The organism is Bacillus sp. SIMBA_031, from assembly GCF_046535225.1.
Taxonomy (GTDB): domain Bacteria; phylum Bacillota; class Bacilli; order Bacillales; family Bacillaceae; genus Bacillus; species Bacillus velezensis.
The window spans coordinates 70,119-92,101 of the sequence record NZ_JAWRXC010000007.1 but is presented as its reverse complement, the minus strand read 5'-3'; the positions used below and the strand labels follow the sequence as shown (position 1 = coordinate 92,101).

Annotated in this window: 16 protein-coding genes and 1 pseudogene; 6 read left to right on the top strand and 11 right to left on the bottom strand. The window is 47.2% G+C overall.

Features of this window, described 5'->3' with window-relative positions; all coding sequences use genetic code 11:
- Nucleotides 1-202: 202 nt before the first annotated feature.
- The 3 genes and pseudogenes from SB724_RS16435 to SB724_RS16425 all read left to right on the top strand — a co-directional run.
- Nucleotides 203-988 (top strand): annotated as a pseudogene (locus tag SB724_RS16435) (recombinase family protein); the annotation flags it as partial.
- The gene (locus SB724_RS16430) at nucleotides 971-1,261 is read left to right on the top strand and encodes a recombinase zinc beta ribbon domain-containing protein (RefSeq protein WP_410572006.1); all 291 of its coding nucleotides are present in this window, start codon (nucleotides 971-973) and stop codon (nucleotides 1,259-1,261) included. The pseudogene SB724_RS16435 and the gene SB724_RS16430, both read left to right, overlap by 18 nt.
- A gap of 230 nt (nucleotides 1,262-1,491) precedes the next feature.
- The gene (locus SB724_RS16425) at nucleotides 1,492-1,671 is read left to right on the top strand and encodes a hypothetical protein (protein WP_410571954.1); all 180 of its coding nucleotides are present in this window, start codon (nucleotides 1,492-1,494) and stop codon (nucleotides 1,669-1,671) included.
- Between the two features lie 15 nt (nucleotides 1,672-1,686).
- On the opposite strand, the gene rlmD is transcribed toward SB724_RS16425, so the two are convergent.
- The 3 genes from rlmD to SB724_RS16410 all read right to left on the bottom strand — a co-directional run bounded on the left by rlmD (nucleotide 1,687) and on the right by SB724_RS16410 (nucleotide 7,436).
- Entirely contained in the window at nucleotides 1,687-3,081 is a 1,395-nt protein-coding gene (rlmD, locus tag SB724_RS16420) for a 23S rRNA (uracil(1939)-C(5))-methyltransferase RlmD (RefSeq protein ID WP_410571952.1), read from the bottom strand.
- Between the two features lie 147 nt (nucleotides 3,082-3,228).
- Nucleotides 3,229-4,140: a diacylglycerol kinase gene (locus SB724_RS16415; protein ID WP_410571950.1), complete on the bottom strand. Its 912-nt coding sequence runs from the start codon at nucleotides 4,138-4,140 to the stop codon at nucleotides 3,229-3,231.
- A gap of 152 nt (nucleotides 4,141-4,292) precedes the next feature.
- Nucleotides 4,293-7,436: an efflux RND transporter permease subunit gene (locus SB724_RS16410; protein ID WP_410571948.1), complete on the bottom strand. Its 3,144-nt coding sequence runs from the start codon at nucleotides 7,434-7,436 to the stop codon at nucleotides 4,293-4,295.
- Nucleotides 7,437-7,564: 128 nt separating this feature from the next.
- On the opposite strand from SB724_RS16410, the gene SB724_RS16405 reads away from it, so the two are divergent.
- Entirely contained in the window at nucleotides 7,565-8,413 is an 849-nt protein-coding gene (locus SB724_RS16405) for a TetR/AcrR family transcriptional regulator (protein ID WP_410571946.1), read from the top strand.
- 62 nt (nucleotides 8,414-8,475) lie between these two features.
- Here the strand turns inward: SB724_RS16405 and gatB are convergent, their stop codons facing one another.
- From gatB to gatC, 3 genes are read right to left on the bottom strand one after another with little or no spacing between them, the layout of a single operon-like run.
- Complete coding sequence (gene gatB, locus SB724_RS16400; protein ID WP_410571944.1) at nucleotides 8,476-9,906, bottom strand: Asp-tRNA(Asn)/Glu-tRNA(Gln) amidotransferase subunit GatB; 1,431 nt, start codon at nucleotides 9,904-9,906, stop codon at nucleotides 8,476-8,478.
- 13 nt (nucleotides 9,907-9,919) lie between these two features.
- A complete protein-coding gene (gene gatA, locus SB724_RS16395; protein ID WP_007609878.1) occupies nucleotides 9,920-11,377 on the bottom strand; it encodes an Asp-tRNA(Asn)/Glu-tRNA(Gln) amidotransferase subunit GatA in 1,458 nt (485 codons plus the stop codon).
- 14 nt (nucleotides 11,378-11,391) lie between these two features.
- Nucleotides 11,392-11,682 (bottom strand): Asp-tRNA(Asn)/Glu-tRNA(Gln) amidotransferase subunit GatC, encoded by a 291-nt coding sequence (gatC, locus tag SB724_RS16390; protein WP_003155732.1) that lies wholly within the window; start codon nucleotides 11,680-11,682, stop codon nucleotides 11,392-11,394.
- A 421-nt stretch (nucleotides 11,683-12,103) separates the two neighbouring features.
- Between gatC and putP the strand changes: the two genes are divergently transcribed.
- Nucleotides 12,104-13,582 (top strand): sodium/proline symporter PutP, encoded by a 1,479-nt coding sequence (gene putP / locus SB724_RS16385; RefSeq protein WP_410571941.1) that lies wholly within the window; start codon nucleotides 12,104-12,106, stop codon nucleotides 13,580-13,582.
- Between the two features lie 120 nt (nucleotides 13,583-13,702).
- Nucleotides 13,703-14,395: an MgtC/SapB family protein gene (locus SB724_RS16380; RefSeq protein WP_007609875.1), complete on the top strand. Its 693-nt coding sequence runs from the start codon at nucleotides 13,703-13,705 to the stop codon at nucleotides 14,393-14,395.
- Between the two features lie 36 nt (nucleotides 14,396-14,431).
- On the opposite strand, the gene SB724_RS16375 is transcribed toward SB724_RS16380, so the two are convergent.
- The 5 genes from SB724_RS16375 to pcrB form a co-directional block, all read right to left on the bottom strand.
- On the bottom strand, nucleotides 14,432-15,427 hold the full coding sequence (locus SB724_RS16375; RefSeq protein ID WP_410571939.1) for a phosphotransferase enzyme family protein: 996 nt from the start codon (nucleotides 15,425-15,427) through the stop codon (nucleotides 14,432-14,434).
- A gap of 237 nt (nucleotides 15,428-15,664) precedes the next feature.
- Nucleotides 15,665-16,861 carry a CamS family sex pheromone protein gene (locus SB724_RS16370; RefSeq protein WP_410571937.1) on the bottom strand — a complete coding sequence of 399 codons (1,197 nt, stop codon included), beginning with the start codon at nucleotides 16,859-16,861 and terminating at the stop codon, nucleotides 15,665-15,667.
- Between the two features lie 15 nt (nucleotides 16,862-16,876).
- The gene (ligA, locus tag SB724_RS16365; protein WP_410571935.1) at nucleotides 16,877-18,883 is read right to left on the bottom strand and encodes an NAD-dependent DNA ligase LigA; all 2,007 of its coding nucleotides are present in this window, start codon (nucleotides 18,881-18,883) and stop codon (nucleotides 16,877-16,879) included.
- A gap of 24 nt (nucleotides 18,884-18,907) precedes the next feature.
- Nucleotides 18,908-21,127, bottom strand: a complete 2,220-nt coding sequence (gene pcrA / locus SB724_RS16360) for a DNA helicase PcrA (RefSeq protein ID WP_032872525.1) — start codon at nucleotides 21,125-21,127, stop codon at nucleotides 18,908-18,910.
- Nucleotides 21,128-21,184: 57 nt separating this feature from the next.
- A complete protein-coding gene (gene pcrB, locus SB724_RS16355) occupies nucleotides 21,185-21,874 on the bottom strand; it encodes a heptaprenylglyceryl phosphate synthase (protein ID WP_003155740.1) in 690 nt (229 codons plus the stop codon).
- Between the last annotated feature and the right edge of the window lie 109 nt (nucleotides 21,875-21,983).

The window sequence follows — 21,983 nt, the reverse complement described above, 5'->3', positions numbered from 1 at the left end:
GATTTTATACAGCGGTCAAATGGAGGTAGCTCATCATGACTAAACAACCTCATTCAGTTGAACATATATATACCGATCCTAAGTTGGCATTTGCTCATTGATCAAAGCAATTATCGGATAATAAAATAGAAGAATTTGTAAATACCACTAACAAGGTAAACACTGCTACATCTCAACCAAACGATAAGGAGCAAGATGCTTCATGAGATGTGCAATTTATATTCGAGTATCAACAGATAAAGAGGAACAAAAAGCCTCACTAAAATATCAGAAAGAATTGTTTTACAAATTCATTGAAGAAAAAGGATGGGACATCTACGAATTTTGCATAGATGTGCAATCCGGAACAACCGCAAAGAAAAAAAACCTTCAACGAATGATTGAAGACTCTCAAGACAAAAAGTTCGATTTCATCTTAGCCAAAGAGTTATCGCGACTTGCTCGGAATGGTGAGTTATCATACAAAATCAAAAAACTTTGCGAAAATCAAGGAATTCACATTATCACATTAGATAACGCCATCAACACTCTTACCGGAAACACAAGTATGTTTGGGCTATACGCATGGATGTATGAACAAGTATCTCAAAATACAAGTAATCGTGTAAAAGAAACATTAAAAACACGTGCAAAAAAAGGCTTGTTTAAAGGTTCCAATCCCCCATACGGTTATGAGGTCAAAGAGGGGAAGCTTTTTATTCGTAATGATGAAACACCTGAAATTGTTAGAAGAATCTTTCGTGAATATCTTGAAGGAAGTGGTCGTGAAAGTATCGCACGACGGCTCTATTATGAAGGAGTCAAAACACCCGCAGATGTTGCAGGGAAGAAAAATGCGAGTGACAAATAGAATGATTCCACGATCAAGCTCATCTTAACAAATTCTCATTATGTTGGAGATTTAGTTCAAGGGCGCATGACGACAGTAAGTGTCACAAGCAAAAAACGAAAGAAACAAGACGAAGATGATATGTATATCATTGAGAATACCCATGATCCCATCATCTCGCATGATATGTTTGAGGCCGTGCAAAAGCAGCGAAAGAAATTCATAACTGCCCCAAAGCTTCACTTATTTACGAACATCCTCTTTTGCGCGGATTGCGGAAAGGGAATGTGGTATCGAAGTAATCGACCAAATGGTTATATTTGCGGCACTTATGCTCGGCATGGTAAAAAAGCTTGTAGCGCTCACACGATCAAAAAGGGCAATCTCAAAGAAACGATTTTGTATGATATCCGAAAACTTGTTAAAAATTGATAAAGAACAATATTTGAAAGTGCTTGAGGCGAAGTCAAAGAAATCAAAAAAGGATATTCAACAAAAGCTTGATAAGCTCAACAAGCAAATGGCGTATAAAGAGTACGAAAATAGAAATTCATCAATATGCTTGCTGATGAAAAAATCAAACATGATGAGTATTTAGAAATGGTTGAAGATACAAAAATGAATTTGCTCAGCTTGCGGAAAAGAAAAATGAAATGCTCTCAATGATTGAAAGTGAGCAAGTGATTGATAATATCGACAATCTGAAACAAGAGCTTCTTCAATTTCTAAACTTTAATGAATTAACACCGGAAATTTCACATCGCCCAATCAATAGAAATGATGTAAAAGAAGACGGCACACCAGTGATTAATTACCGATTTGCCGCCCCAACATTTGAATAAAAGCGGGTATTACCCTTATCGGGAGCCTGCTTCATTTTTTAAAATCATCTGCGATACTACCTCCACATGATTCGTATGCGGGAACATATCCACCGGCTGCACTTCGAGCGTCTGATACCCGCCATCCTCAAGCACCCTCAGGTCTCTTGCAAGCGTTCCTGGATTGCAGGACACGTACACCACCCGCTTCGGTTTCATGTCGATGATTGTCCGCAGGAGGGCTTCGTCGCAGCCTTTTCTTGGCGGATCGACGACGAGGGTGTCGGCCGTGATGCCTTCTTTATACCATTTCGGAATGACTGTTTCCGCTTCTCCGACTGCGAATTCCGCGTTTGTGATGCCGTTCAGCTCAGCGTTGCGTTTCGCATCCTCGATGGCTTCCGGCACGATTTCGACGCCGTACACTTTTTTCGCCTGCTTCGCCAGAAATAGAGAAATCGTTCCGATGCCGCAGTAGGCGTCAATGACGGTTTCTTCCCCTTGCAGCTCCGCGTACTCAAGCGCTTTGTCGTAGAGCACTTTTGTTTGCTCCGGGTTAACCTGATAGAACGATCTGGCGGAGATGGCGAATTTGACGTCTCCGATGAGGTCGTAGATGTATTCTTCGCCCCAGATGACGTTTGTTTCGTTCCCAAAGATGACGTTTGTTTTGTTTGGATTGATGTTTTGCACGATGGATTTGACGTGCGGGAATTGCGCTGTGATGTCTTCGATGATTTTCGCTTTGTGCGGAAAATCGCTTGTTCTTGTGATGAAGACGATCATCATTTCGCCCGTGACGACGCCGTATCTGACCATAATGTGGCGGAGCCAGCCTTTGTGGCGTTCTTCGTTATAGGCTTTGACACCGTATGCTGCGCAGATGTCTTTGACGGCTTGGACGGCTTCGTCATTTTTGGATTGCTGGATCAGGCAGGCGCTCATGTCGATGATGTCATGGCTTCTTTGCTGATAAAATCCGGCGACGAGTCCGCCTTCTCTTTCTCCTACCGGCACCTGCGCTTTGTTTCTGTAGTTCCACGGGTCTTCCATGCCGAGCGTCGGGTGCACGGTGACTTTTGAGAGGTCCAGCTTGCCGATCCGTTCTAAGACGTCTTTGACTTGTTTCTGTTTAAACAAAAGCTGGCCTTCATAGGTCATGTGCTGAAGCTGGCAGCCGCCGCATTGTTTGTAGATTGGGCACGGGGCATCCGTTCTGTGCGGGCTTTCTTCCTTCAGCTCGATCAAACGGCCGAAAGCGAAGCCTTTTTTGACGCGTGTCACTTTGATTTGCGCTTTTTCCTCAGGCAGGGCGTTCGGCACGAAGATCGGGAAGCCCTGAACCTTTGCGACGCCCGCTCCTTCGTGCGTCAAATCCTCAAATGTCACATCATAGTATTCATTTTTTTCTATCGGGGGTTTCATTTTCATCTATAATCACCTCTAGTTTTACCAATAGCCTTGTTTCAGCGTGCTGGCAAACCTTCAAATTCAATGTCAGCCTTCAAAGGTTTCCGATCACGCTGAAAAGATGACAAAATCCTAAAACGAATACTGTTTTAGGATTTTGTCCGCGTATTAATCATCCAGCTGTTCCGCTTTCTCTTTCGGCATGATGACATGAATATGCCGGTACAGGTTCACGAATTCGCCCGGCAGCATGCCGCCGTACTCGCCGTCCAGGTTCAGCTGCATCTTTTCTGATACATTGACTTTCACACGGTTCGCTTTTGTGTAAATAATGTGCTGATCGTTAATATGATCGCCTCTGAGCGCCATGCTCGCGACTCTGATAAACTCCGCGAGATTGGCTTTTTTCAAAATAATCAAATCAAACATGCCGTCATTCAGGCTGGAATCAGGGGCCAGCTTCTCGAATCCGCCGACCGAGTTGGTCAGCGTCACTAAAAACAGCATAATTTCGCCTTGAAACAGCTTGCCGTCATATTCAATCTCGACTTCTGTCGGTCGAAGTGAAGGCAGCATTTCCATTCCCTTTAAATAATAAGCAAGCTGGCCGAGCATCGTTTTCAGTTTGCTTGGCACATCATACGTCAGCTCCGTCAGACGGCCTCCGCCGGCGATGTTGATAAAATACTGACCGTTCACCTGTCCGATGTCGATCGGGCGGGCTACGCCGTTAATGACGGTATCAGCGGCATTCAGTATATTCTCTCTCGGAATGCCCAGCGCTCTGGCGAAGTCATTTGTCGTGCCGACCGGAATGATGCCGAGTGTCGGGCGTGTGTCTAACGGCGCGAGGCCGTTGACGACTTCATTAATCGTTCCGTCTCCGCCGGCTGCGATAATCAGGTCAAACTCCCGCAAAGCGGCTTCTGTTGCGGCGTGGGTGGCATCCCCCGCGCATGTGGTGGCATGGGTGGAGGTTTCATAACCGGCTTGTTCAAATTTTTGCAGGACCTGGGCAAGATTTTTCTTAAAAAGCTCCCGTCCTGAAGTCGGATTGTATATTATGCGTGCACGTTTCATTATCTCATCATCCTACTTAAGAGTATCCGATCCATTATTAACACTAACAACCTTTAATTATACTATGACTTGAGAAAATCGCAACAATATGTACAGGAATTGCCAGAAGAAAAAAGGCCCCGGCTCCGTTTAAGGAGCCAAGGCCCGCTGTCTTACTCTTCTTCCGTTCCAGGTTTTTTCTTACGGAATTTCGCTAATACTTCATATACGATCGGCACAATCAGAAGGGTAAGCAGAGTCGAACTGATTAAACCGCCGATAACGGTGACACCGAGTCCTTTAGAAATGACCTGGCTGCCGCCTTCGAAGCCCAATGCCAATGGAAGCAGGGCGCCGATTGTCGCGATCGCCGTCATCAGAATCGGACGCAATCTCGTAGAGCCCGCTTCCAGGAGCGCTTCTCTCGTCGATAAGCCTTCCGCTTCTTTATGGATGACGCGGTCAATTAAGACAATCGCGTTTGTGACGACGATTCCGATCAGCATCAGCATACCGATCATGGCATTCAGACTGATCGTCTCTCCGGATACATACAGGCCGGCTAATGCGCCGATGACTGTAAACGGAAGCGAGAACAGAATCGCAAACGGCGCTAATGCTCCGCCGAACGTGATCACAAGAACGAGGTATACGATGGCGATTGCGGCAAGCATCGCTAAGCCGAGTTTCGTAAAGGAATCAGCAATATCCGCTGATACACCGCCGGTATCAATGGATACATTGTCCGGCTTATCCAGTTTGTCAACTTTCTTTTGAACGGCTGATGACACCTTCGTGACGTTGTCAGAAGTGACGGTTGCCGTTACGTCAGCGTACACTTTGCCGTCGCGTTTGGAAATGGTATCGGATGTCGTGCCATTTTTCACTTTCGCCACATCGCCGATTTTTACTTCTTGGCCTGCAGGCGATGTGATGGTTTTATCCTCTAATTCTTTTACACTCTTATACTGGTCTTTTTCTGTTTTGATGTTGACGTCAAGCTCTTTGCCGTCTTTTTTCACCGTTGTCAAAGGAGACTGTGACGTTTGGGACATCAGGGCTTGGGAGATTTGCGAAGCCGTCAGGCCCTGCTTGCTGAGTTTCTCCTGGTCAGCGGTGAACGTGTACTCATCATATGTGCTGGAAAGGCCTGAGTTGATGTCTTTCAGATCCTTCTGCTTTTTCATGATGCCTTCGATGTCTTTGACCGTGCCTTTAATATCAGACTCTGAATCTCCGTACACATAGTACGTTAATTCGTTGTTGTTGCCTGACGAGCTGAAATTTTGTGATTTCCATTCGCCGCGGCTGGATGTTTTTTTGATTTCTTTTAAGACATTGTCTTTTTCTTTGTCAAAATCAGGCGTGTCATCCTCGTATTTCACGTAGAACAATGCGCCGTTTGAGCTTCCGCCGAGCGGACTTTGCGAACCTAAAGAATACTGAACGGTATCGACATGTTTGCGTTTAAGCAGCATGTCTTCCGCTTTTTGCGCAGCTTTTTCAGCTTCGCTTTTCGTTTCGCCCGGTTCAGGCGTATATGTGAGCTGCATCGTTTTGTCCGCTTGCGCAGGCAGGTAACTCGCGCCGATCAGAGGTACGAGGAACAAACTGCCGACAAGCATCAGAACCGCGATGATAGATGTAATCCATTTATGTCTTAATGACCAATTCAGCACTTTTTTATAGAAATTGGCCAATCTGCCCGGCTTATGCTCTTTCGCTTTAACAGGCGCGCCTGTGAGCGATTTTTTGAATAAGCTGTGCGCAAGCATCGGCACCAGTGTGATCGAAATCAACAGCGATGCGGCAAGCGCGAAGACGATTGTTAATGCAAACGGCATAAACAGTTCGCCGATCTGTCCGCCGACCATGGCAAGCGGCAGGAATACGGCAATGGTTACGATCGTTGATGACATGATCGGTTTAAACATTTCTTTCGTCGCTTCACGCACCAATTGCTTCCCGCGTAAAGGTTCATCTTTCAGCCTCATGCGGCGGTAAATGTTTTCGATCACGACAATCGAGTCGTCGACTACCCGTCCGATGGCGACCGTCATCGCACCGAGCGTCATTATGTTCAATGTGACATCAAGCTGATTCAGCACAAGAAGCGCAATCAGCAGTGACAGCGGGATGGAAATGATAGAAATCATCGTTGACTTAATATCTCTTAAGAATAAGAGAATGATCACGACCGCAAAAATCGCGCCGAAAATCGCTTTGCTTAACATCGTATCCACCGACTCTGTAATCGGCTCTGCCATATCAAGAGTCGAGCTGTACTTGAACCCTTTGTGGTCTTTTTTGTATTGATTCAGTTCATCTTTAATCGCATCGGCCACTTCTACCGTGTTGGCGTCATTGGCTTTTACGATATTAATTCCGATGCTGTCCTTTCCGTTCGTGCGGGAAATGGATTCAGCTTTTTTCACATCTTTAATGTCGGCAATGTCAGAAAGCTTGACTGTCGGCACTCCTGCTGCCGCGCTTTGCTGTGCCTGCTGCATAGCCTGAGCGTCCGCCGCAGATGCCGCACCGGCTCCGTCCGCTTGACCTTGAGCGGCAGAAGAAGATGTGACTGGAATTCTCATATCTTTCAGATCTTTAATTGACGTAATATTTCCGTTAACAACAACTGATTTTTCTTTGTTGCCGAACGTGTACAATCCAAGCGGCGTATTGACGTCAGAGCCTTGGATCACTTTCTTGACGGTATCTTCATCAAGTCCGTACTCTTTCATTTTTTTGTCTTTGAAAGAGAATTCCACCTGCTCTTCCTGCTGTCCGGAAACTTGCACGGACGCAACGCCCTGAATGCCTTCAAGCTTAGGAACGAGAGTGTTTTCCACATTTTTGGTCAGGTCTTCAAGCGAGCTTTTGCCGCTTGTCACACTGAGCGTCAAAATCGGGAAAGAGTTGAGGCTGTAACGGGAAATGTCAGGTTTTTTCGCGTCGTCAGGAAGGCTGACACTGTCCAGCGCTTCAGCGACTTCGGTTTTCGCCTTGTCCATATCCTTGCTGTAATCATATTCAATCATAACCGATGAGACGTTTTCAGAGGATGTGGACGTTACGACGCTCACTCCTTCTAAATTCTGGACCGCCTGCTCGATCGGTTTTGTCACGTCATCCGCAACTTGACTCGGAGCAGCTCCGGGATAAGTCGTATTTACTGAAAGGTAAGGCATGTTGACGTCCGGTATGGATTCCTGCTTCATATTCATACCGGCATACAGCCCTGCTACAGTAACGATAATCGTCATCAGCCAAACTGCGAATTTGTTCTTCAGTACAAAGTTAATAATGTGGTTCATCATGTCCTCCGTTAATTTTTATTGACTGACTGGTCATTCTATATAATACTAAACGGTATAACTCAACATCGTCAACTAATAAGGCAGTAAATTTTTCTAAATTTTTCAGGATTAAGGGGAAGCACGTCATGAACGAAAAAAAAGAGAAAATCATAAAAACAGGCATCCATTTATTTGCCAAAAAAGGGTTTTCTTCAACAACCATTCAGGAAATCGCCGGTGAATGCGGAATTTCAAAAGGAGCCTTCTATCTCCATTTCAAATCAAAAGAAGACCTTTTGCTGTCAGCATGTGAGTATTACATCGGCATGTCTATGGAAGAAATAAAGAAAATCAAAACAGAACACCAGCATAAACCGCCTAAGGACGTATTCCGAAAACAAATCGCTTATCAATTCCAGGAATTTATGGAGCACAAGGACTTTATCATTCTCTTGCTGAGCGAAAAGGTCATTCCTGAAAATCAAAAGGTCAAACAGTATTTTCATGAGGCCAATATTCAATTTAACATGCTATATCGGGATGCGTTGCTCTCCGTTTACGGAGATGCCGTCACACCGTTTATAGCGGATGCGTCCGTTATGGCGCAAGGAATTGTGAGCTCCTATATTCATTTCTTGATTTTTAATGAACATACGGCATTCCGGACGGAAAACGTGGCGGCCTTTCTGATTGCCAGAATCGATGATCTGATTATGGGACTGATAAGAGACAATCCCGATCCGCTGCTGCCGGAGGATATCTTCACTCAGCCCGCGGCGGACAGAGAAAGACTGCTTGCGGATATTCAAAAGATAAAAGCACAGCAGGGGCTGCCTGAGGACGTCCTCGTATCGCTTGAAGTCATTGAAGAGGAATACGCAAAGGAAGAGCCGCGAAAACCGATTATTAAAGGAATGCTATCCAACTTGGCAGGCAGCGGAAATGAGCAGATTGAAACGCTGCGGTCTTCCATTGAAACCTATTTCAGCTTATAAAAAAAGAGACCGGCGCTTACCGGTCTCCGTATCAGCAGCGCCCTTTCAGGCGGCTGCTTTTTTTATCGTTTTTTGATTTCTTCAAGTAAGATCTTGTTGACCATCGGCGGGTTGGCCTGTCCTTTTGAGGCTTTCATAATCTGCCCGACAAGGAAGCCGATCGCACGGTCTTTTCCGTTTTTGAAGTCTTCAATTGACTGCGGGTTGCTGTCAAGCGCATCTGTTACCAGCTTCAGAAGCACGCTTTCGTCAGAAATCTGGACGAGGCCTTTTTCTTTGACGATTTTTTCTGCGTCGCCGCCTTTTTCAATTAATTCTTTAAAGACTTTCTTCGCGATTTTGGACGAGATGGTTCCTTTTTCAATCAGCTTAATCATGCCGGCAAGGCCTTCAGGAGTCAGCGCGACATCCTCAAACTCTTTTTGTTCGGCGTTCAGGTAAGCTGAGACTTCACCCATCAGCCAGTTTGATGCCTGCTTGGCTTCTGCGCCTTTATTGACCGTTTCTTCGAAGAAATCAGCCATTTCTTTCGTCAGCGTCAGAACCATTGCGTCATAAGCAGGCAGACCGAGCTCTTCGATATAACGCTTGCGGCGCTCGTCCGGAAGCTCAGGAATGGTTGCTCTTACGCGTTCTTTCCATTCGTCATCAATGTAGAGCTCGACAAGGTCAGGCTCAGGGAAATAACGATAGTCGTCAGAACCTTCTTTGACACGCATCAAAATGGTTTTTTTCGTCGCTTCATCGTAGCGGCGCGTCTCCTGCTGAATGACTCCGCCTGACAGAAGCACCTGCTCTTGGCGTTTTTCTTCATGCTCAAGTCCTTTTTGCACGAACGCGAAGGAGTTCAGGTTTTTCAGCTCCGTTTTTGTGCCGAATTTCTCCTGGCCGATCGGACGGAGGGAAATGTTGGCGTCACAACGCAGTGAACCTTCTTCCATTTTACAGTCGGAAACGCCTGTGTATTGAATAATTGATTTCAGCTTTTCGAGATATGCGTAAGCTTCCTCCGGTGTGCGGATATCCGGCTCAGATACAATCTCGACAAGCGGCGTGCCCTGGCGGTTGAAGTCAACGAGGGAATAGCCGTCGCCCGTATGCGTCAGTTTTCCCGCATCTTCTTCAAGATGAAGACGGGTAATGCCGATTTTTTTCGTTTTTCCGCCGACTTCGATTTCGATCCATCCGTTTTCGCCGATCGGCTTGTCAAACTGAGAAATTTGATATGCCTTCGGGTTGTCCGGGTAGAAATAGTTTTTCCGGTCAAACTTCGTATCCGTTGCGATTTCGCAGTTCAAAGCCATTGCGGCTTTCATCGCGAATTCGACCGCTTCTTTGTTCAAAACGGGCAGCACGCCGGGATAGCCGAGGTCGATGACGCTCGTTTGGGTATTCGCTTCCGCGCCGAATGGCGTCGGTGAGCTTGAGAAAATTTTAGATTTTGTTTTTAATTCCACATGGACTTCAAGTCCGATTACCGTTTCAAAGTTCACTTCATTTCACCCCTTACAGTTCAGGTTTCGCTTTATGATGATCTGTTGCCTGCTCAAAAGCATGAGCGACGCGGTATACAGTGCCTTCATCGAAGTGTTTTCCGATGATTTGCAGTCCGAGCGGCAGTCCGTCCGCAAATCCGCACGGCACGCTGATTCCCGGCACACCCGCGAGGTTGACAGGAATCGTTAAAATATCGTTGGCGTACATTGTGAGCGGATCGCTGGTTTTTTCGCCGATTTTGAATGCCGGTGTCGGCGTTGTCGGTCCGACGATGACATCGTATTTCTCAAATACGTCTTCAAAATCTTTTTTAATAAGCGTGCGCACTTTTTGCGCTTTTTTGTAATACGCGTCATAGTAGCCGGAGCTGAGCGCGAAGGTGCCGAGCATGATGCGGCGCTTCACTTCATTGCCGAAGCCTTCTGAGCGTGTCTGTTTATAAAGGTCGATCAGGTTGTCCGCATTGTCTGAGCGGTAGCCGTAGCGGATGCCGTCAAAGCGCGCAAGGTTTGCAGACGCTTCGGAAGAAGACAGCAGATAATACGTCGCAAGCGCGTATTTGCTGTGCGGCAGAGATACTTCTTCCCATGTCGCTCCGAGATCTTCAAGCACTTTTAAAGCGGCTAAAACCGATTCTTTCGCTTCTTTGCCGACGCCTTCTCCGAGATATTCTTTCGGTACGGCGATTTTTAAGCCTTTAATATCGCCAGTTAATGAAGACAGAAAGTCCGGCACTTCGACATTGGCGCTCGTAGAGTCCATTTTGTCCGGCCCTGAAATCGCCTGAAGCAGGAATGCGTTATCTTCTACGTTTCTTGTGATCGGTCCGATCTGGTCTAATGAAGAAGCAAAAGCGACCAAACCGTAACGTGACACGCGTCCGTATGTAGGCTTTAATCCGACGACGCCGCAGAAAGAAGCCGGCTGGCGGATGGAGCCGCCCGTATCAGATCCGAGTGAAAACGGCACTTCGCCCGCGGCAACCGCAGCTGCGGAACCGCCGCTTGATCCGCCGGGAACCGTATCGAGATTCCAAGGGTTTTTCGTCGCTTTGTACGCGGAGTTTTCAGTAGAAGAACCCATCGCGAACTCGTCCATATTCAGTTTTCCGATCGTGACGGCTTCAGCGGCTTGAAGGCGCTCCACGACCGTCGCATCGTAAATCGGATCGAAGTTTTCGAGGATTTTGCTTGAGCATGTTGTGCGAAGCCCTTTGGTCACGATGTTGTCTTTGACGCCGATCGGCATTCCGAAGAGAAGACCGTGTTCAGACCGTCCGTCAACCGCTTCGTCAAGTTCTTTCGCGTAAGCGCGGGCTCTTTCTTCATCAAGCTGTAAAAACGCCTGCACCTTATCATCCACAGATGCGATCCGTTTGTAAGATTCATCAACAAGATCGGAAATCTTGATTTCTTTTTTATGTATCATTTGTTTCAGTTCTGTGATTTTGTGATCAAATAATGACATACTGTCTCCCTCCTTTAATCCAGAATAGATGGCACACGGACATAGCCGTCTTTATGATCGGGAGCATTTTTCATGACATCCTCGACCGGAAGGCCTTTACCCGCTTCATCTTCTCTCATTACGTTTTTCATTTTCAGCACGTGTGTTGTCGGTTCCACGTTATCCGTGTCCACTTCATTAAGCTCCTCGGCAAACGAGATGATGCTGTCAAGCTGTTCTGTGAACATTTCAGCTTCTTCATCCGTAATGGCGAGTCTCGCCAAATGAGCGACATGCTTTACTTCTTCTATAGAAATTCGTGACATAAGATCCACCTCCGCATAATTCTCCGTTTCGTCATATAATACTGATCATATCAAAAATGAGTCCTCTAAAGCAACAAAACGCCGCCTTCTGAGGCATGATGAAACCCTCTTTATTTTATCCTAAATCGGGGAGAAAGAGAAACGAATTATATGTCAGAAAATTTTTACTTTTATAACTTATTGGTAGCGTTTTCATCTCTAAGCTGTTCTATGTTGGCGGGGATTTTTTCCTTGAGCGGGCCAGGTTTCGAGAGTTGATTGATCGGGGATACTTTGTTAGGTTTAGTAACCATAGCCAGCACTAAATCATGCGATCCGCATGGAATGATGACTAAAGGCTGGATCGCCGGCGCATATTCCGGCACTACTAATCTACAGAGGTGATGCAACATTTACATGAAAGAAGAGAGGGACCAAAAACGTGAGTATTGAACTAATTATATCTCTTGGCATTTACTTTGCTGCCATGCTGTTAATCGGCTGGTACGCATTCAGGAAGACAACGAATATTAATGATTACATGCTGGGCGGAAGAGGACTCGGCCCGTTCGTAACGGCGCTGTCCGCAGGTGCGGCCGATATGAGCGCATGGATGCTGATGGGAGTTCCCGGCGCAATGTTCGCAACGGGGTTATCGACCTTATGGCTGGCGCTCGGTTTGACGATCGGCGCGTATTCAAATTATCTGCTGCTTGCTCCGAGGCTGCGCGCTTACACGGAAGTTGCGGATGATGCGATTACGATTCCCGATTTCTTCGATAAACGGTTCCGCCATTCGTCATCATTGCTGAAAATTGTTTCCGCCGTGATTATTATGATCTTTTTCACACTGTACACATCGTCCGGGATGATATCTGGAGGCAGGTTATTTGAATCGGCATTCGGCGCCGACTACAAATTCGGTTTGTTTTTAACGGCCGGTGTTGTTGTGCTTTACACGCTGTTTGGCGGTTTCCTCGCTGTCAGTCTGACTGACTTTGTGCAGGGAGCGATCATGTTTGCGGCATTAGTGCTTGTGCCGATCGTTGCTTTTACCCAGCTCGGGAGCGTTTCAACGACGATTGATTCGATCAACGCCGTCAACCCGAAGCTATTGGATATCTTTAAAGGCGCGAGCGTCATTAGCATTATTTCTTATTTGGCATGGGGACTCGGCTATTACGGCCAGCCTCATATCATCGTACGATTTATGGCGATTAAAGAAGTGAAAGATTTAAAACCCGCCCGCAGAATCGGGATGAGCTGGATGGCCATTTCAGTTGTCGGCTCATTGCTTACCGGGATTATAGGGGTTGCGTATACCCATCACTTCGGGGTCTCCGTAAAAGACCCGGAAACGATTTTCATTATTTTTTCTAAAATCCTGTTCCACCCGCTGATTACGGGCTTCTTACTGTCCGCGATTTTAGCGGCGATCATGAGTTCCATTTCCTCACAGCTTCTCGTAACGGCAAGCGCCATTACGGAAGATTTATACCGCGCCTTTTTCAGACGGGAAGCGAGCGATAAAGAATTGGTCATGACCGGACGCCTGTCGGTATTGATCGTAGCCGTTATCGCCATCCTGCTTTCCATGAATCCGAATAGCACCATTCTCGATCTGGTCGGATATGCGTGGGCAGGCTTCGGTTCGGCTATCGGCCCGGCGCTCTTGCTCAGTCTGTACTGGAAACGGATGAATGAATGGGGAGCGCTTGCGGCGATGATTACCGGGGCCGCGGCCGTTTTAATCTGGATCACCACAGGGCTTGCCGCTTCAACCGGCGTATACGAAATCATTCCGGGGTTCTTCCTCAGTCTGATTGCCGGTATTGCCGTCAGCCTGCTGACAAAAAAACCGGCCGATGCTTCTTATCAGCTGTTCAGCCGGATGGAAGCTCTTTTGAAAAACAAGAAATAGACAAAAAGCCGTCAGATTTTATCCCTGACGGCTTTTTTCTTCCGCACTTGTCCTGCTATAAATACTGTGAGAAAATCATATCAATTTATTATAAGAAAAATTGCGGAGGTGCTGTGCAAATTGAGCTGGCCTATCGAACCAGACATTTTATTAAAGCTGGGCATTGCCACGCTGATCGGCATGATCATCGGTCTTGAACGCGAGCTGAAAAACAAACCGCTCGGACTGAAAACCTGTATCGTCATCGCCGTCAGCTCCTGTATGCTGACGATCGTCAGCATTAACGCGGCATATCATTTCCCAAAATATTACCGTATCATGATGGATCCGCTCCGCCTCCCCGCCCAAATCATTTCCGGCGTCGGTTTTATCGGCGCGGGCGTGATCCTGCGTAAAAGCAATGACGTCATATCCGGCCTGACGACATCGGCCATCATCTGGGGCGCAGCCGGGCTCGGTCTGGCTACAGGCGCCGGCTTTTATAAAGAGGCGTTCGCAAGCCTCTTGTTTATCCTGATCAGTGTCGAATTTCTTCCGTGGCTGATCAGAAAAATCGGTCCCAACCGCTTGAAGGAAAAGGATATCCGCGTGAGAATGTCTCTTTCCGATAAAGACAAAATGACCGAGATTCTAAAAGAAATGAAAAGCAAACGGCTCCGCATTCACTCCGTCCGGATTGATGATCTGCGCGAAAAAGAATTTCCCATTATGGAAGTGAAAGTCAGTGTTCACAAAAACCGCTACACCACTGACGTCTATTATGATATTAAAGAAATTCAGGGTGTCGTCGGAGTGAAGTGTGATACGTTATAAAAAAACGCCGGGCTGGATTCAGCCGGCGTTTTCTATTTATACGAATGCAGAAAAGTGATACTCCGTAATCGGGGTTTCGTTTTCGATATCGCGCCTGAAGGCTTTCAGCATCTCAAGTTCCTCGTCCCCGAGTGAATTGAGGTCAAACGCCTGATGCAATAATCCGTAGATCAGCATATGGCGCAGCCGGAGAAAATCCGGGATGTGTTCAAGCCAGGCGGGGTCAAGGTCATTTTCTTCCCTGTAGCCTTTCATAAAGTGTGTCATGAACTCACCCGTAAACGCGGCCTTGTCTTCATATGGAATGACCGGATACCACAACATGTTGTACAGCAGAATACTGATATCATTCACAAACCAATTGTAGCCGGTATCATCAAAATCAAATGCAGTGATTTTACCGTTGTCCCAATTGAAATTGCCGTGGTGCAGATCGGCGTGCACAAGGCCGTAGTTTTCAGGATTCTTCGGCAAACGGCGCAGTTTTTCCATTAAAGCATCCGCCCGTTCGAATACGAGATGCTGATCTGCGGGCACGTATTTTCTCAGCTTCAGCTGCTCCTCTTCATCCCATTCCTGCCTTTTATATAACGGATCGCTCAGACGGTAGCTTTTCGTCAGCCGGTGCATCTTCCCCGTGTACTTCCCAAGCTCGTAAAACAGAGTCCCGTTCCAGTCTGATTGCTCCACTTTGCGTCCGGGCGCTTTTTCATAGACTCTTACTAAAAATGCTCCGCCTTTTCCATCCGGCACTTCTTCGACATCTCTGCCACTTAATGAAGGAATCGGTTTTGCTGCTGAAAGCCCTCCCTTTGCCAGATGATGAAGCCATTCCATTTCTCCGAGAATATATTCCGGTGTTCTTCTGATCGTATGCGTAATTTTTAAGATATAAGGTTCGTTATCTTTCACAATTTCATATACGTAGTTCTCTGCGTCCGCGATAAATTGAAACGTAGTAAATCCGTATATTTCACCGGCCTCAGCCAGCACCTTATCTTCCTCAAAAATCGCTCTAATATCTTTATGCATGCTGATTCACCCTTTTCATAACGTTTGTAGGCGGTGTGTGTACTCAGCAAATGTCATTCATCAACATTCCTGCCCTTCTTTTTTCACAGCAGATTAGTAACATCCGCTTAGAAATAATATGTGTTTTCCTGTTAATTCCTAATTATACAAATATCTTAACATACCTCATCCCTCTCTCCAACGATATTCACAATAAAAAAACCCTTGCTCATACAGAAATGAACAAGGGCATCTTGGTTAATCGTAAATATGGACGGTCGGTTCTTTGTCACCCGCATTGCGGACGATCAGCGCTTCCTGGCCGTCAGACGAGGTAATGTTAATCTCGACATCAACTGAGCCTTTTGAATAATAATCCATCAGCTCACCTGTTAAGTATTGGGTAAAGGCGATGACTTCGCTTTTCCCGTAAAATTGCATCGGGATTTCAATCTTCATTTTTCTCATTTCATCGTTTTCGTACATTGCCGTTCCGACGACTCCGGTGTAATTCGGGAAGTAGCTGTCGATGGCGTTTTTGAAGCGTTTAAACACTTCGGAATCATCTGGGTATTTCTTTGCCGTGTCTGTATCCGCCGGATAGAAGACGTACTTTTCTTTGACATCATCCCAGTTTGAAATGGTGGATGAGCCGGCCTTGACTTCTGTTTTCGCAATGTAATTCCCCGGTACGATTGATGTTTTCGGCGCTTGTTTATAAAGGGCGACGGTAATCGGCACATTTTTCAGGTTATCCATTTTCCGAAGGCGGTTAACGACTTCCTGGGCGATTTCTTCACCGTGGCTGCGGATTGTTTTGTCGCTGAGCTCCACTTCCTGCTGCGGATCACCTGTGTTTTCGCGGTAATAGTATACAGAGTTGAGAGCGAGACCGATCATGACACCGCCAAGCTGGATGGAATTTTTATCTTTTCTAACTAAGTAATCCTGTTCAAGCATGGACGCTAAGTAAATCGGGCTGTTTTCATTTTTCTCTTTTGCCGATCCCGAGCTTGGCAGCACAGGGTTTAAGCCGAGATTCTGAAAATTGGCGTCTGCCTTTTTCGCCTTTTTCAGATCACTGCCCTCTTTTTTGCGGTCAAGCCAGCTGAGTACCGTGTCCTCATCTAAATACTGGCCTTCCTGATATAAATAGTCATCCGTCGGGAACGTGTCTTGAGCGAGCCGCATCAGACCCGTCTCGAATTCATCGATGTCCAGCCTCGTGTTCAGCCGGTCCGCGGTCAGGCCGCGCGCTTTTCCGGCCTTAAACGGAAGCACCATTTTATAGTAGGAATCAGAGATATTATATTTCGGTATGATCGCTTTTTCAGAAGACTTTGCCGTTTTCTGCGTGATCTCTTCCTCTTTGTTCCCCCCGAAACTCGGCGTACAGGCTGACAGCATGAGTACTGCCGCCGTTGCCGTCGCCGCCAATGCCAACATCTTTTTCAATAGAAAACACTCCTCTTATTTCTTTAGCTCTCCCAATAGCTGTGCTTCATTCCATACTTCAATGTTTAATTCCTGCGCTTTTGTCAGCTTGCTTCCGGCCGCTTCTCCGGCAATCAGCAAGTCTGTTTTTTTGCTGACAGATCCCGTCAGCTTTCCGCCGAGCGCTTCAATCTGCGCCTTGGCTTCATTTCTGGACAGCTCTTCAAGCTTTCCGGTTAACACGATGGTTTTGCCGGCAAAATAAGAGTCGCTGTCCTCCGCTTTTACTTTTTTCGGGCCTTTGTAGAGTGTGTTCACACCGAGTTCCTCAAGTTCATTCAATAGCTCAAGCATTTCTTCTTTGTGGAAATAGGTGATAACGGCATCGGCCATCTTTTCGCCGATTTCATCTACCGCAAGCAGCTCTTCTTCCGTGGCTTGTTTCAGATTTTCCAGGCTTTCAAAATGCATGGCGAGTGTTTTGGCCGCTTTTGAGCCGATAAAACGGATGCCGAGACCGAACAGCAGGCGTTCCAGCGAATTCTCTTTTGACTTTTGGATGGAGCTGATCAGATTGTCAGTTGATTTTTCCCCCATCCGCTCAAGCCGGATAACCTGTTCTTTTGTCAGCTTATACAAATCAGCGACATTACGGACGAGATGTTCACGGAAAAGCTGTGTGATGACACGTTCTCCGAGCCCGTCAATATTCATCGCGTTGCGTGAGACAAAGTGAATCAGGCCTTCTCTGATCTGCGCCGGACATTCCGGATTGATGCAGCGCAGCGCGACTTCCCCTTCAATGCGGACAAGTTCGCTTTCGCACTCAGGGCAGCTGGTCGGCATATTGAATTCTTTTTCTTCCCCGGTCCGCTGTTCGATTAAGACATTGACGACCTCAGGGATGATGTCGCCCGCTTTTTTGACGACCACTTTATCGAGAATGCGGATATCCTTCTCTTTAATTAAATCTTCGTTATGAAGGGATGCTCTTGAGACCGTCGTTCCCGCGACTTTTACCGGTTCCAGAACGGCGGTCGGCGTAATCACGCCCGTTCTTCCGACATTCAGTTCGATATCGAGAAGTTTTGTCACGACCTCTTCCGCCGGGAATTTATAAGCAATCGCCCAGCGCGGGCTCTTTGCCGTATACCCGAGCTCTTCCTGCTGGTCGAGCGAATCGACTTTGATGACGATTCCGTCAATTTCATACGGGAGATCGGCCCGCTTCGCCTGCAGCTCTTCGATCATTTCAATGACTTCATCTATCGTGGCGCATTTTTTCCGTTCCTGGTTTGTTTTAAAACCGAGCTCATCCAGAAAATCCAGGCCCTGACTCTGTGTTTCCACACCCATCTCGTCAAGCTCCGCTATACTGTAGACGAAGATGTCAAGATTTCGTTTCGCTGCAATTTTCGGATCAAGCTGTCTGAGTGAGCCTGCAGCCGCGTTCCGGGGATTGGCGAACGGCTCCTCTTCATGTTTCAGCCGTTCTTCATTGAGCGCTTCAAATGACTGTTTCGGCATGTACGCCTCTCCGCGCACTTCTATGGAAAGGTTCCGTTTCATTTTCAGCGGAATGTTGCGGATCGTTTTTAAGTTTTCCGTGATATCTTCGCCCGTCGTTCCGTCTCCTCTTGTCGCGCCTCTGACGAAATAGCCGTCTTCATAACGGAGAGAAACAGCAAGACCGTCTATTTTCAGCTCCACATTATAAGCGACGCCGTCACCGACAGCCTGACGGACGCGGCGGTCAAAATCGCGGAGATCATCATCGTTAAATGCGTTGCCGAGACTGAGCATCGGCGTGCCGTGCTGCACCTTTTGAAACGATTCAAGCACTGCTCCCCCGACCCGCTGTGTGGGCGAATCAGGCGTTCTGAGCTCCGGGTGCTCTTCCTCTATGGCAATCAGCTCCTGCATCAGTCTGTCGTACTCGGAATCCGGCACGCTAGGTTCATCTAAGGTGTAATATTCATAACTGTACTGATCGATGGTGCGGCGCAATTCTTCTGCCCGGTGTTTCGCTGTTTCTTTGTCCATCATGTTCTTCCTTTCCTCTTCAGGTTACTGCTTTTCAATCGGCGCAAAAGCGGCAAGCAGACGCTTCACGCCGACAGGGCTCGGGAATGCGATATCAAGCTCGGTGCTTTCGCCTTCTCCTTTTACGCTGACAACCGTTCCGGTGCCCCATTTTTTATGGCCCGCTTTATCGCCGACCGCCCAGCTGAGCGAGTCGCCGCCTGTTTTGTTCGCATAGGAAACGGGACGGGATACGGGCCCGCGTTTTGGCTGCACTTTTCTTCCCGGCTGCATGCGAGGTGTTTTCTTCTCATTTAGGTTCTCCAATAAATCGCCAGGTATTTCCCTGATAAAGCGGGATTCCGGATTCATATTGGTGCGGCCGAATAAGGTGCGCATTTTGGCATTCGTTAAATACAGTTCTTCTTCCGCCCTCGTAATGCCTACATATGCGAGCCTGCGTTCTTCTTCCATCTCGGCTTCTTCCATCAGGGAGCGGCTGTGCGGGAACACGCCTTCTTCCATGCCCATTAAGAACACGACAGGAAATTCAAGCCCTTTAGCGGCGTGCAGTGTCATTAAAGTGACGGCATCCTTTCCGCCTGATTCTTCTTCCTTCTGGTCAAGCTGGTCAATATCCGCAATCAGCGCCAAATCAGTCAGAAACGCGACGAGAGACTTGTCTTCGCTTTTTTGTTCGAAGTTTTTCGTCACGGAAAGAAACTCGTCGATATTTTCAAGGCGGCTTTGGGCTTCGATTGATTTTTCGGCCTTCAGCATTTCTCTGTATTCCGTTTTCTCGAGAATTTCTTCCGTGAGTTCCGTAATGGACAGGTAATCCTGCATGTTCGTCAGATTTTCAATCATCGCGCCAAAGCCGTCAAGCGCGTTTGCCGCTTTCGCGCTGACGCCGATGAAATCAACCTGTTTGACCGCCTGGAACATTGACATTCCGTTCATCGCCGCATATGAAGCGATTTTTTCTAGTGAAGTTGCGCCGACGCCCCGCTTCGGCACATTGACGATCCGCGTAAAACTGATGTCGTCGTCCGGGTTTGACACAAGGCGCAGGTATGCGAGAATGTCTTTAATTTCTTTCCTGTCGTAGAACTTGGTTCCGCCGACGATATTGTAGTTCAGTCCGGATTTTAAAAGGGTTTCCTCAATGACGCGCGACTGGGCGTTTGTCCGGTATAAAATCGCGATATCGGAAAGCTTCCGCCGGCCCGAGCTGTGCAGCTCATAAATTTTGCCCGCGACGAATTGGCCTTCGCCGAATTCATTGTCGCCGCTGTAATAAGAAAGCTTGATGCCTTCGTCATTTTCCGTCCACAGGTTTTTCGGCTTGCGGTTTGAGTTGTTTTTGATCACTTCGTTAGCCGCTTGCAGAATCCGCTTTGTTGAGCGGTAGTTTTGTTCGAGCAGAATCACGTTTGCGCTCGGATAATCTTTTTCAAAGGAAAGGATATTCGCGATATCCGCCCCGCGCCATCTGTAAATGGACTGGTCGGAGTCACCGACGACGCAGATATTTTCAAGACGGGCCGCAAGCTGCTTCACAAGCAGGTATTGCGCCCTGTTCGTATCCTGATACTCGTCTACGTGAATGTATTGGAATTTGCGCTGATAAAACTCAAGCACTTCCGGCACACGCTCGAAAAGCTTAATCGTCGTCATGATTAAATCATCAAAATCGAGCGATTGGTTTTTCAGCAGTTTTTTCTGATAATCGGTATACACGTCACTCGTGACCTGATCGTAGTAGCCGCCGGCCGTTTTTGCGAATTCCTCAGGTTCGATCAGCTCGTTTTTTGCGCTGCTGATGGAGCCTAAAATACTTCTCGGATCAAACTTTTTCGGATCGATATTCCGCTCTTTCAGAATCCCTTTAATAACGGAAAGCTGATCAGCCGTATCAAGAATGGAGAAATTTCGGTTGATGCCGATTCTGTCAATATCCCTGCGCAGAATCCGCACGCACATGCTGTGGAAAGTGGAAATCCAGATTTCATCCGCGCCGGGTCCGAGAATGCTCTCTACCCGCTCCTTCATTTCTCTGGCGGCTTTATTTGTAAATGTAATCGCCAGAATGTTCCATGGCGCCACGTGTTTTTCCGCCATTAAGTATGCGATTCTGTGCGTCAGCACACGTGTTTTTCCGCTTCCCGCGCCCGCCATCAGAAGCAGCGGACCGTCCGTCGTCTTGACCGCTTCCTGCTGAACGGGATTTAATCCGCTTAATAATTGATTGCTAATGTAATTCATATCCGTTCACCGCCTATCAAACATATGTTCTATCATAAATCAATTTCGTCCGCTTGGCTACTTTGTCTTTACAGCCGCCACCGTTTTAAGCGCCTGATCAAAATCTTCATATACGGCATTTCCGACAACGATGACATCAGCATGACGGCCGAACCGTTCCGCCGTTTCCGCGTCTTTAATGCCGCCTCCGTAAAACAGGACGGACTTGTCCAGCACAGCTTTCGTTTTCTCCACCGTTTCTATGTCCGCCAGCATCCCGCTGTATTCCAGATAAAAAATCGGGAGATGAAGCAAATGTTCCGCGACCCGCGCATAGGCGAGAATATCTTCTGTTTCTATATGTGTATCCGCCTCCGTCAAAGCGGCCGCCTTACAATCAGGATTGACGATGCAGTAGCCCTCCGTCACGATTTCCTCCATTGACATGAGCTCTCCGTATTCTTTCATCGCCTGATGATGCATGCCGACAATCCAGTCCGCCTTTTTGCTGTTGAGCACACTCGGAATGAAATAAAGATCAAACCCGGGCACAATGGAATCAATCGTCGACACCTCAAGTACGCACGGCACTAAAAACCGCCGCACCTTTGACATCAGTCTCAGCACATTGTCCTCGGTGATATTGTCGCTTCCTCCGATCACAATGGCGTCAGTCCCTGATTCACAAAGCCGTTCCAGCTGTTCATCCGGTAAATCTTTATTCGGATCGAGTTTAAAAACATGCTTCCACTCGTTAACATCGTACATGCGTTTTCGTTCCTCCATTCGTTTCTTGCCATTTAAACATTATAACAAATTCGTTTGGCCCGGAAAAACGGAAAAGGTCATTCACCTGATTCACAAAAAAAGATTGCGC